Genomic DNA, 15,293 nt, shown 5'->3' with positions numbered 1-15,293 from the left:
GTCGTGGCACGGCCGATCCTGATGACTTACTGCGCCTACCAGGTCGGCGGACTGCCTCCGTACCGCACAACGCGGGGCAAGGGCCTCCCTTGTCTCCCGGGATCGTGTTCGCTAGCCGCGCCGCCCGACACGCTCCGCGAACGCGTCCAGCGCCTCGATGACGTCCGGGGCGATCCAGACGCGGTTACGGCGGTTCTCGTTGGTGCGCACGAGGATCCCGGCCCCCTCCAATTGATCGATCGCCCGCTGCGCGGCGGAGAGCGCGACGCCGGTGACCGCCTCCACATGGGCCACGGTGACCGCGGGCTGACTGAGCAGATGCGGCAGGAGGCGTTGCGCAGCCGATCCCCTGCGTGGCGTGAGCCTCTCACTCCAGGCGACGTAGACCCTTTCCAGATCGTCGACGAGCTCCCGACCGTTGTCAATCGCGCGGAAGGAGGCGATGATGAACTGCTGGATGATCGTCTCGATGTATCCCTCGCGGTAGTCGGTCAACGCCTGGAAGTAGCCGGTGGTATCGGTCAGCAGACCAGCGGAAACGGGAACCGTCAGCGTGCGGGTGACGCCCGCGTGACGCAGCATCGCATGGACGAGAGTGCGCCCCGTGCGGCCGTTGCCGTCGTTGAACGGATGGATCGTCTGGAACTGCGCGTGGGCCAGCGCGACCTGCGCCAGCACGGGCAGATCGACGCGCTGCACGAAGGCCATGAGGTCGTCGAGAGCTGACGGGACCCGTGACGGGTGGGGCGGGACAAATGAAGCGGTGTGCGGGCTCAGCGCGTTGCTGCCGATCCAGACCTGCTGATCCCGTAGCCGCCCCGGCGCGGCGTAGGCCTGACTGCCGAGAAGGGCGCGGTGCGCTGCGAGGAGGGCGTCGATGCTGATGTCATCGGCCAGCTCAACGGCTCGCTGCATGGCGGCGACGTTCGCCGTCACCAGCTGTGCGTTGGGACCTGCCTTAGCGTCGATGGCCGCCAGCGCCAGGGCCCGAGCGCCTGCGGTCACGCCTTCGATCTCCGACGACGACGCCGACTCGGTGCGCAGGAGGACGGACGCCAGCGGCGCGAGCTCCGTCGTGCTGTCGTCGCCGTCTCCCTCGGCCCTTCGTTCCGCGAAGGCCGTGACCTCGGCGTCGAAACGGGTGATCTCCCGGACGGCGTCCTCCGCCTCGGCCTGCAGCCCAGTGTCGATAACGACCCGGGCCTCGGCGATGATGGCCGGCACGGCCGCTTCATACGGCCCTCGCGCCGCGAGTTGTTGGCGACGCGAGGCGCCATCATCCGACTCGCGATGCCATGGATGGGCTTCCCAGCCGACCACGAACGCAGAGTGCAGAGCGCCTCGTTCCCGGTTCATATTCGCACGGTACACCACTTTATAACCATAAAGTGGTGCAAGGACACAGGGATCCCCACCATCTGACAGGCGAGAGTCCCACTCACCCGGTATCTGGCGTTGGCCGGAAGTTGATGGAGGTGGTCTCCATGATCCAGCCACGGACCGGCTGCTTCTCGGGCGGCGGATGATCCGGCGGCGGAATCTCGTCGGGGATGTCGCGCTCGATGGGCAGCCCGTGGCGGTCCGTGAACCGCAGCCCGGCGGGGATGCCGGGATCACCCTCGATGCTGAACTCTCCCTGGTGGTGTTCCCGGTGATGCCTGGAACACAGCGAGATCAGGGTGTCGATGTCCGTCGCGCCGCCCTCTGACCAGTGGAACAGGTGGTGGTTCTCCAGGAACCCGGTCACCGTGCAGCCGGGGAACCGGCAGCCACCGTCACGATCCTCGATCAACCGCCTGGTCCGCTCCGGCACGATCCGCATACTCCGCCCCACGGAGACGGGCTTCGCATCCTTCGTCCACACCGGCTTCAGGGTCCCGTCGCAGGTCAGCTTCCGCATCAACCTGGATGGCAGGGCGCCACGCTTGTTGATCCACCCGTTCCCGTCTGCGTCCAGATGCACCAGCACCCGGTAATGCTCCCGACGCGACGCCGGCGCGGCCTGATGCAGGCTCCGCGACGCGCACTCCACCATCCCGTCCGCCAACGTGGCGTCGGGGTCGCCGGCCGTGAACAGCGCATCCTTCGCCTCACGGATGGCCTGCTCCACCAGCGCCCCATCCAACGGGTTCGCGTCGAACCGCAACACGAACCGCCCACCCCGCAGCCCCATCTGCAGCTTCGGCGCGTCATCGACCGGCACCACGGGGTCGGGAGGATCCTCCACCGGCCCCGGCGTGCCGGGCTCGAACAGATACTTCGGCAACACCCGCCGCAACTGCGACACCGTCGCTGCCTGCACGAACTCGGTGACCGATTCGGCATAGGCGGCCGGCACATGCCGGGCGACGACGACCAGCTGATCAAGGCTCACCGTCCCCCGCGCCAGCCGGGCCTCCAACTCGGGAAAGTCACCCTTCCGACGCGCCACCGCCACAATGTCGGCCGCATGGGACGGAGAGACGGCCGTCATCAACTGCAGCCAATGCTCAGGGGATCTGATCCCGCCGCCGGACCAGCAGTTGGTCTCCAGCACCTCGACCATCAGATCCACCAGATCCGCATTCAGCTGGGCAGCCTGGCCCGCGATCACGCCCGCACGACGGGAGGCAACCTCCCACGCATCGGCTCCGGCGTCCCCCAACGAATCCATACCTAATCGTACACCCGTACGAAACCAGGAACAAGGGCTCCCACCTCCGAAAAGCGTTCAAAGTCCGGCCAATCTCCCACAGGCGACTCTGCAGGGCACAGAGATCTCACCCCCTATGCAGAATGGCGACTCGGCGCTCTGTCAACGGTCGATTCGCGCCAGCATTGCGCCACTGACTTGCCCCAATGCCCCACAGGTTCCGGAGAACCGGCAGGATGGCTCCGTGCACAGAATGTGGGTCGGCAGAGGCGGATGGAAACTCTGGCACGACATCGACCGCCTGTCGCTGGCCGCCGGCGACACCTTCACCCAGGCCGGGTGCGTGTCATCGCCGCCGCGGGCTCCGGGAAGACGTCGGTCATGGTCGCCCGGGCGGCCTATGCCATCACCCGGGGCCTCGTGCCCGCCAGCCGCATCCTCATGCTGGCGTTCAACGCCGACGCCGCAGAGGAACTGCAGGAGCGGGTCACTACGCGCCTCGCCGCGCTCGGCATCTCCTCCGACGGCCTGCGGGCCAGCACCTTCCATTCCTTCGGGCTGTCGATCATCGGCCAGGCGACGGGCCGCAAGCCCCGCATCGCCCCGTGGGTCGAGAATGGCAAGGACGTCGCGAAGATCGCCGAGATCGTCGACGGCCTGCGGGACTCCTCGCCCGGCTTCCGCTACAAGTGGGACACCTTCCGACTCCTCTACCCCCACATGGCGGACGAGCCGGACGGCGGCGAGCCCGACAGCTACGACCGCGCCACGAGGCTCACGGGTTTCGAGACCTACCGCGGCGAGACCGTCCGAAGCGAGGGCGAGCGGCTCATCGCGAACTGGCTGTTCCTCAACGGCGTCGAGTACGAGTACGAGCGGCGCTACGCCCACGACGTCGCTGACTCCGCACACTCCCAGTACCGGCCGGACTTCTTCTACCCCGCCGTCCAGGTGTGGCACGAGCACTGGGCCCTGCGGGCCGACGGCACGCCCCCGGAGAGCTTCACCGGATACGCAGACTCGATGCGGTGGAAGAAACGGATCCACGAGCGGTACGGCACGACGTTGGTGGAGACGACGTGGCATGAGATCGCCGACCTCAGCGGGTTCGAGTCCCTGGAACGAGACCTCAGGCGACACGGGCTGGAACTCGACTGGAACCCCGACCGCCCCATTCCCGGTGCCCCGCCGATGGAGCACGAGCGGCTGGCACGCCTCATGCGTACCTTCATGTCCCACGCGAAATCGGGCTCGTGGACGCGGGCGGACCTGGAGGAACGGATCCGCGACCTCCCGAAGCGTCGCCAGGCGCGAGCCAGGCACTTCCTCGACCTGTACTGGCAGATCCACGAGCGCTGGGAGGCGGAGCTGCGGGCCATCGAGGCCGTCGACTTCGACGACATGCTCCTGCGGGCCGCGGAGCTCGTCGAACAGAATCCAAGCTTGCGACGGTGGGATCTCGTCATGGTCGACGAGTTCCAGGACACCAGCCGCGCGCGGGCCCGCCTGACCAGGGCCCTCATCACCGGCCCTGACAAGCATCTGCTCGCCGTCGGCGACGACTGGCAGGCCATCAACCGCTTCGCCGGGGCCGACCTCGGCGTCATGACGAGCTTCGACGCCTTCTTCGGCCCGGCGTTGACCAGGCGGCTGGAGACGACGTTCCGCTGCACCCAGACGATCGCCGACGTGGCCAGCCGATTCGTGGCACGCAACCCGAGTCAGTTGCGCAAGAGGGTCCGCGCCGCGCGAGGGACCGACGGCCCACCGGTGACCGTGGTGCGCATTCCGAGCAGGGAGGCCATCCCCGACGCGATCGCCGCGCATCTCACCGACCTCTCCGCGTCCGCGCCCGGCAGCAGCGTCGACGTCCTCGGCCGCTACCGGTTCGAACGCGACCTCCTCCGCCGCGGCAGCTACCCGGAACTTCGCCTCACCTTCCGCACAATCCACGCGTCGAAGGGACTTGAGGCCGATTTCGTCGTCCTGCCGAACCTCACCACCGGGACGTTCGGTCTCCCCAGCGGGATCGCCGACGACCCGATCCTCTCGCTCGCGATGTCCGGGGACGACGGCTTCCCCCACTCCGAGGAGCGACGCCTCTTCTACGTGGCCCTGACACGCGCCCGACGGGGTGTGACCATCTTCACGGTCGTGGGACTGGAGTCGCCGTTCGTGGTGGAGCTCCTCCAGGACTCCGGCGTCGTCGTGAAGAGCCAAGCGGCCGACGTCGACGCGGTGCGGGTCTGTCCGACCTGCGGCGAAGGAACCCTGGTCCAGCGGAAGAGCCGCCATGGCCTGTTTCTCGGCTGCAGCAGGTTCCCGAAGTGCAGGGCCACGGCCAGGCTCTAGCGGCCAGGAAGCGCACCGGGCGCGGAGCGGGCGACGAGGTCGAGGTCGAGCTCGTCGTCGATCCCGCCCGCTGGCCGACACGCGTACGCGGTCCGCGGAAGAAGACGCGTCTTGGCGCTCCGAGGTGCTTGAATCCCCTTGTGAACACCACAACCCGGCGCCTTCGCATCGCGATCCCCGTCATCCTCGTGCTCCTCTGGTTCGTGGCCGCGGGCATCGGCGGACCGTACTTCGGCAAGGTCGACGAGGTCGCCCAGAACGACCAGAGCACGTTCCTACCGTCGTCGGCCGAGTCGACGGTCGTCGGCGAGCGGTACTTGGACTTCGTCGGCTCGGAGTCGATCCCGGCCATCGTTATCGTGACCAGCGAGGACAAGCTCACCGACGAGCAGCTCGCCAGCCTGAACACGCTCGCCGAGGACCTGGGTAACGAGGCCAACGTGGTGTCGTCCTCCCCCGCCGTCGCGTCGGAGGACGGGCTCGCCGCCGAACTGTTCGTCGGCCTCGACACCGACGCGGACATCTCCGAGGCAGTCGACGAACTCCGGGCCACCATCACCGACGAGCTCCCCGACGGCCTCACCTTCAACATCACCGGACCCGCCGGGTTCACTGCCGACCTCGTCACGGCCTTCGGCGGCATCGACGGCATCCTGCTGATCACGGCGCTGGGCCTGGTGCTGGTGATCCTGCTCGTCGTCTACCGCTCGATCGTGCTGCCGTTCGCAGTGCTCGCCACCAGTTTGTTCGCGCTGTGCGTCGCGCTGCTCACGAACTGGTGGCTGGCCAAGTGGGACATCCTGACGCTGACCGGCCAGACGCAGGGCATCCTGTTCATCCTCGTGATCGGCGCCGCCACCGACTACTCGCTGCTCTACACGGCCCGCTACGCGGAGGCACTGCGCCGCCACCGGCACCGCGGCGACGCCACGCGCTCCGCCCTGAAGGGCGTCCTCGAGCCGATCCTCGCCTCGGGCGGCACCGTCATCGCGGGCCTGCTCTGCCTCCTGCTGAGCGACCTCGGGTCCAACCGGTCACTCGGCCCCGTCGCCGCCATCGGCATCGTGTTCGCCATGCTGTCCGCTCTGACACTGCTGCCCAGCATCCTGTACCTGCTCGGCCGCTCGGCCTACTGGCCCCGGCGCCCGAAGTACGACCCCGACCGCAGCGACGACCAGCAGGTCCACACCGGCATCTACGCAAAGGCGGGCGAGTTCGTCTCCCGCCGACCGCGCACGGTGTGGATCGTCTGCGCCCTGCTGCTGGCCGCCGGCGCCGCGTTCGTTCCGACGCTGAAGGCAGACGGTGTGCCGACCAGCGAGTACGTGCTCGGCTTCTCCGATGCCCGCGAGGGCCAGGACCGCCTGAGCGAGCACTTCCCCGGCGGCTCCGGCGCCCCGGCCTATGTCCTGACCGACGAGGGCAACCTGCAGGACGTCACCGACAAGCTGCTGGCCGCCGACGGCGTCGACTCCGTCGCCGTCGTGGCGAAGGACTCCCCCTCAGGGCAGGCCGAGGTGACCTCCGACGGGGTCCAGTCGCTGATCCCGGGCCAGCCCACGCCCGCGCCGACCGTCTCCGAGGGTCAGGTGATGCTGCTCGCGACCCTGGCCGACGCGCCCGACTCCGACGAGGCCGTCGAGACCATCCGCGAGCTCCGCACGGAGCTGGCCGGCACGGCCCAGCTCGGCGGCGACACCGCCACGGACGTCGACACGCGCGACACCAACGAGCACGACCGGGCGCTGATCATCCCGATCGTGCTGGCCGTGATCCTGGTGATCCTGATCGCGCTGCTGCGCAGCGTCGTCGCCCCGCTGCTACTCATCGCGACCACGGCCCTGAGCTTCGGGACCGCGATGGGCACCGCGGCACTGGTGTTCAACCACGTGTTCAAGTTCCCGGGCGCCGACCCGTCCGTGCCGCTGTATGGGTTCGTGTTCCTCGTCGCGCTCGGCATCGACTACAACATCTTCCTGATGACGCGCGTGCGCGAGGAGTCCCGGCGCCACGGCACCCGTGAGGGCATCCTGCGCGGCCTCGCCGTCACGGGCGGCGTCATCACGTCGGCCGGCCTCGTGCTCGCCGCGACCTTCGCCGCGCTGGCCGTCATCCCGATCCTCTTCCTGGCGCAGCTCGCGTTCATCGTCGCGTTCGGCGTGCTGCTCGACACGTTCGTCGTGCGGACGCTGCTGGTGCCGGCGCTGGTCTACGACATCGGGCCGGCCGTGTGGTGGCCGTCGAAGCTGGCCCGCGACGAGGCCGCTGCTAAGGGGCGACACGCCGCCTGACCGGGGCCGCCTCCGGCACTAAGGTGGGGCCCATGATCAAGGCTGTTGTGGTGCGTGAATCCGGCGTCGCTCTCGAGGAGGTCGACGAGGAGTTCCTCGGTGACGGCGGCATCGTCGTCGACGTCGCCTACAGCGACCTCAACTACAAGGACGGCCTCGCAGTGACGGGACGCCCGGGCGTCGTGCGCACCATGCCCCTCATCGCGGGCATCGACGTCGTCGGCAAGGTCGCGGAGTCGAACGACCCGCGCTGGAGCCCCGGCGACTGGCTCGTCCTCAACGGCGCCGGCCAGTCCGAGACCCGGCACGGTGGCTTCGCCCAGCGGGCCCACGTCGAGCCGACGTACGCCGTCGCGCTGCCCGACGGCATCTCGCCCGAGCGTGCCGCGGCGCTCGGCACCGCCGGCTACACCGCCGCGCTCGCCGTGCTGCGCATCGTCAGCGAGGGCGCCAAGCCCGAGGACGGTCCCGTCCTGGTGACCGGCGCGACCGGCGGCGTCGGGTCGATCGCGACCATGCTGCTCGCCTCCGCGGGCTTCGAGGTCGCCGCCGTGACGGGCCGCGTCGAGAGCCACGAGGACTACCTCCACACGTTGGGCGCGACGCAGATAGTGCCCCGCAGCGAGTTCGAGGAGAAGGGCCGCCCGCTGCAGAAGGCGACCTACGCGGGCGTCGTCGACTCGGTCGGCGGGCAGGTGCTGGCCAACGCGATCGCCCGCACGCAGCCCGGCGGCACGGTCTCCGCCTGCGGCCTCGCCGGCTCGGCCGCCCTGCCGGCCACCGTCATGCCGTTCATCCTGCGCGGCGTCACCCTGGCCGGCATCGACTCCGTGTGGGCCTCCCTCGAGGACCGCGCCGACGCCTGGCGCATCCTGGCCCGCGGCGTCGACCCGGAGCTGCTCGACGACATCACCACGACCATCACGCTGGACCAGGTCATCGACGCGGGCGCGCAGCTGCTGGACGGCAAGCTGCACGGGCGGACGCTGGTGCGCATCGCCGACTGACGCTTCAGATCCCGAGAAGCTAAGAAAGACTGCTCTGTCTTTTTTTGGAATCAGTCCAGATTAGTCTGCTAGTCTCGGGTCATGACCGATTGGCCGACCCTTCTGCGCGACGCGGGACTCCGCGTCACCGCCGGCAGGCTCGCCGTGCTCACCGAACTCGAGTCCGGAGACCATCTGGGCGTCGGTGAGATCACGGACGCCGTCCGCTCCCGCATCGGCAGCGCCTCCACGCAGGCCGTCTACGACGTGCTCGCCGCGCTGCACGACGCCCACCTCATCCGACGCGTAGAGCCCGCGGGCCACAGCCCCCGCTATGAGCTCGAGACGAGCGACAACCATCACCACCTGATGTGCAGGCGCTGCGGCGCCATGCGCAACGTCGCGTGCGTGACCGGTCATGCCCCCTGCCTGTCCCCCAGCGAGACGGGAGGCTTCGTCGTCGACGAGGCCGAGCTCGTCTTCTGGGGGCTGTGTCCGAGCTGCCAGGAAAACACTGAGGAGAAAAGATGACCTGCCCCTACCGCGACGGCATGCACGATCCCGCCACCCCCTCGACCCGCCTGAACGGAGCGCCCGCCGACTCCGACCAGCACTCCCTGACCGTCGGAAACGACGGCCCGATCGTTCTGCACGACGTCCATCTGGTCGAGCAGCTGGCCCACTTCAACCGCGAGCGCGTCGCCGAGCGCAGCCCGCACGCGAAGGGCTCCGGCGCCTTCGGCACCTTCACCGTGACGCAGGACGTGACCGCCTACACCAAGGCCGCCCCGTTCCAGCCGGGCACGAAGTCCCAGATGCTGACCCGCTTCTCCACCGTCGCCGGCGAGCAGGGCTCCCCCGACACCTGGCGCGACGTGCGCGGCTTCTCCGTGCGCTTCTACTCCAGCGAGGGCAACCTCGACATCGTCGGCAACAACACCCCGGTGTTCTTCCTGCGCGACCCGCTGAAGTTCCCCCACTTCATCCGCTCGCAGAAGCGTCTCCCCTCCTCGGGCCTGCGTGACGCCACCATGCAGTGGGACTTCTGGACCGCCTCCCCCGAGTCGGCGCACCAGGTGACCTACCTGATGGGCGACCGCGGCCTGCCGGCCACCTGGCGCCACATGCACGGCTTCTCGTCCCACACCTACATGTGGGTCAACGCCGACGGCGAGAGGTTCTGGGTCAAGTACCACTGGCGCTCCAACCAGGGCGAGGTCAACCTCACGAACGAGGAGGCCGAGAAGCTGGCCGGCGCCGACGCCGACGCCCACCGCCGCGACCTCTACGACGCGATCGAGCGCGGCGAGTTCCCGAGCTGGACGCTGCACATGCAGGTCATGCCCTACGCCGAGGCGAATCACTACCGCTTCAACCCGTTCGACCTGACCAAGACCTGGTCGCAGAAGGACTACCCGCTGATCGAGGTGGGCGTCATGGAGCTCAACGAGAACCCGACTAACTTCTTTGCGCAGATCGAGCAGGCGGCCTTCTCCCCGTCGAACATGATCCCCGGCACGGGCATCTCGCCCGACAAGATGCTGATGGCCCGCGTGTTCTCGTACCCGGACGCCCAGCGTGCCCGCATCGGGGCCAACTTCCACCAGCTGCCGGTCAACCAGCCGATCACCGCGGTCAACAACTACGCGGACCAGGGCCACATGCAGTACCAGCACACCGGTGGCGCGCCCGTCTACCAGCCCAACAGCTTCGGCCGGATGTTCTCCGATGCGCAGGGCCGGGCGGAGGAGGGCTGGGAGGCCGACGGCCCGCTCGTGCGCGCCGCCGCCACCCTGCACGCCGAGGACGACGACTGGGGTCAGGCGCGCACGCTGCTGACCGAGGTCTTCGACGACGAGCAGCGTGACCGCTTCGTGGACACGGTCTCCGGTGCGCTGAGCGGCATCACGGACGCCGAGGTCATGGCGCGCGCGCTGCAGTACTGGAAGAACGTCGACGAGACCGTCGGCGGCAGGATCGAGGCGAAGCTCAGCGGCGGAGGCGCGTAACCGGGGTCAGACGATCCGGTACGGCTCGGCGGGCGCCTGATCGATGATCCCGGCCTGCGTCAGGAACTCGCCCATGGCTCCGAAGGCATCGGTGTCCACGGTGACGTCGACCTTCCCGTCCTTCAGCCAGAGTTCGGTCGTCGCGGCCAGCACCTTCCCCGCGACCGCCCGTTGCTCGGCGTCCGCGAGCGCGGGCACCTGCTCCGCCGTGGCGTCGAGGGCCGCCTCGGGATCGTCGATCACGGCCTGCTCCGCCTGCAACATGCCCTCGGCGAGGGCGGCCAGGGTCTCGTCGGAGAGCGTGTCGCCGCTGGTGACGAGGCTCGGGCCGACCAGCGTCGGGGACTCGGGGTCGGAGACCGGGATGGACGTCACGTCGCCGCCGGTGGCCTGGAGCTGCACGAGCTCGTTGTTGTGGAACCCGACGATGAAGTCCACCTGGTCCGCGGCGAGCGCGGAGAGCTGCGTGTAGCCGATGTCCTGCAGCGTGACGTCGTCCTCGGTGAGCCCGGCCTGGTGGATCGCGGCGAGAGCCGCGTAGTAGCTGGAGCCGTAGTGACCCGGGATGCCGAGCGTGTGTCCCTTGAGGTCGGCCAGGGTCGCGCCCTCGATGGCGCGGTCGGTCATCACCTCCGCCGGGAACTGCTGGTAGCTGGTGGCGAAGGTCTGCAGGTCCTGGCCGGACGCGGCGGCGACCATCGCCTCGTCGGCCGATGCGAACACGACGTCCTCCTGGCCGCCGAGCAGCGCGCCGAAGACATCCTCCTGCTCGCCGTGGTGACGCAGCGTCACGTCCAGCCCGAGGTCCTCGAAGATGCCCTGCTCGACGCCGACGTAGAAGGCGCTGAACTGCACGTTCGGGATGTAACTCAGGCCGACGGTGACGGGCGTCAGGTCGACGGCCGATGCGGAGGCCTCCGGCTCGGAGCCGGCGGAGCAGGCGGTCAGCGGCGCGACGGCGAGCGCTGCGGCTACGGCGAGGGCGGGAAGGCGGCGGGTGATCATGTGGTGACTCCTTGTAGTCGTCTGACAGCTGCGCGTTCCGCGATCGAGACGATCCCGTAGAGAGCCATCGCCATGAGGGCGATCCAGGCAACCACGGCGAACACCGATGCGGTGTCCGCCGTCTGCCGGGAGAGGGTGAGGAGTGTGCCCATGCCGGATCCGCCCATGACCATCTCACCGACGACCGCACCGGTCATCGCGAGCGCCATCCCGCCGCGGACTCCTGCCAGCACCGCGGGGGCCACCATGGGGCCCTCGATGTGCCAAAGCCGCTGCGGGAAGCTGGCGCCGTCGAGCAGCGCCGTCTCCACCACGCGCATGTCGAGGGACCTGAGCCCGACGACCGTGGTGGTGATCATGGGGAAGAAGGCCACGATCGCGCACAGGACGGCGATCGGGACGGTGCCGTAGCCGAGCCACAGGACCAGCAGCGGCGCGATGGCCACCAGCGGGACGGTCTGCGACAGGGCGACGAACGGCTCGAGCACCGCGGCCAGCGGCCGCGAGTGCGCGATCAGGATGCCGACAGGGATGGCCACGGCCACCGCGATGAGGGCACCGAGCAGGGCTGCGGAGATCGTCGGCGTGAGATACCTCCACGCCACTCCGCTGGACAGCTGCGCGACCATGCGGGCAGCCACGTCCTCCGGGCCCGGAAGGTAGAGCGGAGCGACGAGGCCGCCGGCCGTGACCGCCCACCAACCGGTGAGCAGCAGGGCGGCGGCGGCGGTTGCCGGGACCCAGCGACCGGCGCCCGGTCGGGTCCTCGCGGGGTAGGCGGACCACAGGCCGGCGCCTACGCGTCGCCTCATCGTGGTGGTCATCTACCCCGTCCTTCCTCCAGGCCCGGGGTGCGCGCGAACGGCAGGCGCGCAGACACGACTGTGCCGACGCTGCCGCGCGGCGCGTTCCTCCCATCCAGACTTTCACTGTCGGTCTCGGAATTGCACCGAGTCAACCTGGCCTGGCCGAAGCCTGACGAGGGTCGCGGACTGTCACCGCCGGTTCGGACTTACACCGACCCCGGAACACGTGCCTGACAGGTTACCAGCCCTCGCCGATGAGCTGCCATCAGGCCCAGAACAGCTGGTTCGTCACGTCGAGCGCGTGACGCATCAGCCTGCGGGTGTCGTCGACCATGCCGGACGCCGCTCCCGACTCATACCCGAGAAGCACCGAGATCTGCGCGAGGTCGCGCGTGTCCGACGGCAGCGCGTCGCTCGCCCGGCCACGCACCAGCATGATCGCGTTGCGCAGCCGGCTGGCGCGCCGCCAGGCCTGGGTGAGCCGCTCCGCCTGTGTGCCGTCGACCAGCCCGAGGCGGTCAAGGCAGGCCAGGGCCCGCATGGTCGACGGCGTGCGCAGCTCGGGATGTGCGTGGGCGTGGCGAAGCTGCAGGAGCTGAACGGTCCATTCGACGTCCGACAGGCCGCCGGGTCCCAGCTTCAGGTGTCGTTCCCGCGGCACCCCCTTCGGGATCCGTTCGTGCTCCATCCGCGACTTGAGCCTGCGGATCTCGGTCACCTGGGCTTCTGTCAGGCCGCCGTCGGGCCAGCGGAAGCCGTCGACCCCGTCGAGCAGCGCGTCGGCCAATGCCAGGTCCCCCGCGCCCGCCCGGGCCCGGACGAGCATCTGCCGCTCCCAGGTGGAGGCCCACCTGTCGTAGTACGCGAGATACGAGGAGACTGTGCGGACCTGCGGCCCGCCCTTGCCCTCGGGCCTCAGCTCGGTGTCGACCACCAGCGCCGGGTCGGGGCCGGGCCGCCCGACGATGTCGCGGGCCAGGCGCACGAGCTCGGTAGCCCGCGCCTGCCCCTGATCGTCCGTGCCGTCGGGGACGATGAAGACGCAGTCGGCGTCGGAGGCGTAGCTCAGCTCGCGCCCGCCCCAACGACCGAGCGCCACCACCCCGACCTCCGGCGCGTCGACGCTGCGGCGAGCGAGGTCGAGTCCCGCGTCGAGGGTCGCGGCTGCGAGGTCGCTGAGTGCCTCGCCCACCACCTCGACGTCGGCGAGCCCCAGGACGTCCGCCAGCGCGACGCGGCACAGCTCCGAGCGGCGCAGCGCCCGGACCGAGGCCGCAGCGGCCTCGGCGTCGTCGTTGCGGGCGGAGGCGGCCCGCATCGCGGCGATCAGTTCCTCGGCCGACCTGGGCCGCAGCTCCTCGTTGCTCGCGAGCATGCGGATCATGTCGGGCGCGCGGCGGAGCAGGTCGACGACGAAGCGGCTCGACGACGCGATGCGCGCGAGCCGGTGGGCCATGTTCGCGTCGTCGCGCAGCGCCCGCAGATACCAGGTGGTGTCGCGCAGCGCCTCCGACAGCTGCCGGAAGGCCAGCAGCCCGAAGTCCGGGTTCGGCCCCTCCGCGAACCACTCCAGCATCGCTGGCAGCAGCTGCCGTTGGATCTCGGCGGACCGGCTCGTGCCGCGGGTCAGCGCCTCGAGATGGCCGAGCGCCGTGCGCGGGTCGAGGAAGCCGAGGGCCCGCAGCCGCGCCGCAGCCGCCTCCGACGTGAGGCGCAGGCCCTCTGTCGAGACCTTTGAGACGGCGTCCAGCAGGGGCGAGAAGAAGATCCGCTGCTGCAGGGCACGCACCTGCCTGGTGGACGCCCGCCACGTGTCGATCAGCTGTTCCGCGCGCAGCCCCATCGAGCGGGCGATCTGCTCGCGGGCCAGCGGCTCGTCCGGCACCAGATGCGTGCGGCGCAGCCGTCTGAGCTGCACGCGGTGTTCGAGCAGCCGCTGGAAGCGGTAGGCGGTCTCCATCTCGGCGCCGTCGGCGCGCCCGATGTACCCGTCATCCACGAGCTCCTGCAGCGCCCGGAAGGTGCCGCGGGACCGCAGCCGGTCGTCGGCGCGGCCGTGCACGAGCTGCAACAGCTGAACCGAGAACTCGGTGTCGCGCAGGCCCCCCTCCCCCAGCTTGATCTCGGCATCTGCCTGCTTGGCGGGCAGCAGCGAGATCACGCGGGCCCGCATCGCACGGACCTCGCTGAGGAACCCGGGGCGCTCCCCCGCGCGCCACACCAGCGGCGAGACGAGTTCGACGAAGTCCGCACCGAGACGCAGGTCGCCGGCCGCGGGCCTCGCCTTGAGCATGGCCTGGAACTCCCAGTTCTTCGCCCACTTCTCGTAGTAGGCGCGGCAGCTGTCGAGCGTCCGGACCAGCGGCCCTGCCTTGCCCTCGGGGCGCAGCGCGGCGTCAACCTGCCAGATGGTCCCCTCCGCGGTGTGGGCCGAACAGATCCGGGCCTGCGCCGCGGCGAGCCGCGACCCGATGGCGACGGCCTCGTCCGCGCCGACCCCGTCGGCGGGTTCCGCAACATAGATCACGTCCACGTCGGAGATGTAGTTGAGCTCCTGCGCGCCGGTCTTGCCCATGGCGAGGACGGCGAGCCGGGTCCTCTCCCACCCGGGGACCTCCGCTCGGGCGTAGGCCAGCGACATCTCCAGCACGGCGTCGGCGACGTGGCTCAGCTCGGCCGCAATGTCGTGTACAAGGTCGACGGGGTTCTCAGCAGCGAGGTCCCGGCAGGCGATCTCGATGAGCGCGACCCGGTTGGCCAGCCGCAGGGCGTCGCCGTTGCCGTCGGCCACGCCGCCCACGGGAGCGACCCGGTCCTCGAAGAACGCCCGCCAGCCGTCGGCCCCCCGAGCCTCCGGGGCATGTTCGAGCCGCAGCGCCTCCTCGGGGTGTCGCGTCAGCGTCTGCGCCAGCGCTGTGGACCCGCCGAGCACCAGGAGCACGCGCAGCAGCCACGCCTCGTCCAAGACGATGCGTTCGAAGAGCTGCGGGTCGGCGTGCCACAGGCGCTCGAGGGCCTCGAGGGCCTGGTCGCGGTCAGCGACGCGCTCGAAGACCCTCAGGTCGATCGGCAGGTCGCGCCCGTAGTCGGCCTCCCAGCGTTCCCACACCCTAGCCGCGGACGCCGCGGAGTCGAAGCCGCGGCGGGCGAACTCTGCGGACGGCGACTCGTACCTGCTCACGTGCCAACCCTATCCGCGGCCACGGGTAGTG

The 15,293-nt window shown here is 69.8% G+C and carries 10 protein-coding genes and 1 riboswitch; of the genes, 5 read left to right on the top strand and 5 right to left on the bottom strand.

The window, feature by feature from the left end; genetic code table 11:
- Positions 1 to 111: 111 nt before the first annotated feature.
- Positions 112 to 1,224, bottom strand: coding sequence for a Fic family protein (locus QH948_RS04180; protein ID WP_281145635.1), 1,113 nt, complete (start codon positions 1,222 to 1,224; stop codon positions 112 to 114).
- Between the two features lie 214 nt (positions 1,225 to 1,438).
- Complete coding sequence (locus tag QH948_RS04175; RefSeq protein ID WP_281145634.1) at positions 1,439 to 2,653, bottom strand: HNH endonuclease signature motif containing protein; 1,215 nt, start codon at positions 2,651 to 2,653, stop codon at positions 1,439 to 1,441.
- Positions 2,654 to 2,971: 318 nt separating this feature from the next.
- Between QH948_RS04175 and QH948_RS04170 the strand changes: the two genes are divergently transcribed.
- The 5 genes from QH948_RS04170 (at position 2,972) to QH948_RS04150 (ending at position 10,270) form a co-directional block, all read left to right on the top strand.
- Positions 2,972 to 4,984 (top strand): UvrD-helicase domain-containing protein, encoded by a 2,013-nt coding sequence (locus tag QH948_RS04170; RefSeq protein WP_281145633.1) that lies wholly within the window; start codon positions 2,972 to 2,974, stop codon positions 4,982 to 4,984.
- A 140-nt stretch (positions 4,985 to 5,124) separates the two neighbouring features.
- Complete coding sequence (locus QH948_RS04165; RefSeq protein WP_281145632.1) at positions 5,125 to 7,275, top strand: MMPL family transporter; 2,151 nt, start codon at positions 5,125 to 5,127, stop codon at positions 7,273 to 7,275.
- Positions 7,276 to 7,307: 32 nt separating this feature from the next.
- Entirely contained in the window at positions 7,308 to 8,282 is a 975-nt protein-coding gene (locus QH948_RS04160; RefSeq protein WP_219080665.1) for an MDR family oxidoreductase, read from the top strand.
- 81 nt (positions 8,283 to 8,363) lie between these two features.
- On the top strand, positions 8,364 to 8,792 hold the full coding sequence (locus QH948_RS04155; RefSeq protein ID WP_281145631.1) for a Fur family transcriptional regulator: 429 nt from the start codon (positions 8,364 to 8,366) through the stop codon (positions 8,790 to 8,792).
- Entirely contained in the window at positions 8,789 to 10,270 is a 1,482-nt protein-coding gene (locus QH948_RS04150; RefSeq protein ID WP_281145630.1) for a catalase, read from the top strand. Before QH948_RS04155 ends, QH948_RS04150 begins: the two co-directional genes overlap by 4 nt.
- A 6-nt stretch (positions 10,271 to 10,276) precedes the next feature.
- Here QH948_RS04150 and QH948_RS04145 read toward each other — a convergent pair whose 3' ends face one another.
- The 3 genes from QH948_RS04145 to QH948_RS04135 form a co-directional block, all read right to left on the bottom strand.
- Positions 10,277 to 11,275, bottom strand: a complete 999-nt coding sequence (locus tag QH948_RS04145; protein WP_281145629.1) for an ABC transporter substrate-binding protein — start codon at positions 11,273 to 11,275, stop codon at positions 10,277 to 10,279.
- Positions 11,272 to 12,099, bottom strand: a complete 828-nt coding sequence (locus QH948_RS04140; RefSeq protein ID WP_281145628.1) for an ABC transporter permease — start codon at positions 12,097 to 12,099, stop codon at positions 11,272 to 11,274. Before QH948_RS04140 ends, QH948_RS04145 begins: the two co-directional genes overlap by 4 nt.
- 78 nt (positions 12,100 to 12,177) lie before the next feature.
- Positions 12,178 to 12,310: riboswitch (FMN riboswitch) on the bottom strand.
- Between the two features lie 36 nt (positions 12,311 to 12,346).
- Complete coding sequence (locus QH948_RS04135) at positions 12,347 to 15,262, bottom strand: bifunctional [glutamine synthetase] adenylyltransferase/[glutamine synthetase]-adenylyl-L-tyrosine phosphorylase (RefSeq protein WP_281145627.1); 2,916 nt, start codon at positions 15,260 to 15,262, stop codon at positions 12,347 to 12,349.
- Positions 15,263 to 15,293 lie beyond the last annotated feature (31 nt).

Origin of the sequence: Tessaracoccus lacteus (assembly GCF_029917005.1) — a bacterium.
Taxonomy (GTDB): Bacteria; Actinomycetota; Actinomycetes; order Propionibacteriales; family Propionibacteriaceae; genus Arachnia; species Arachnia lactea.
The sequence above is the reverse complement of the archived record's forward strand: the minus strand, read 5'-3'. Positions and strand labels throughout refer to the sequence as shown.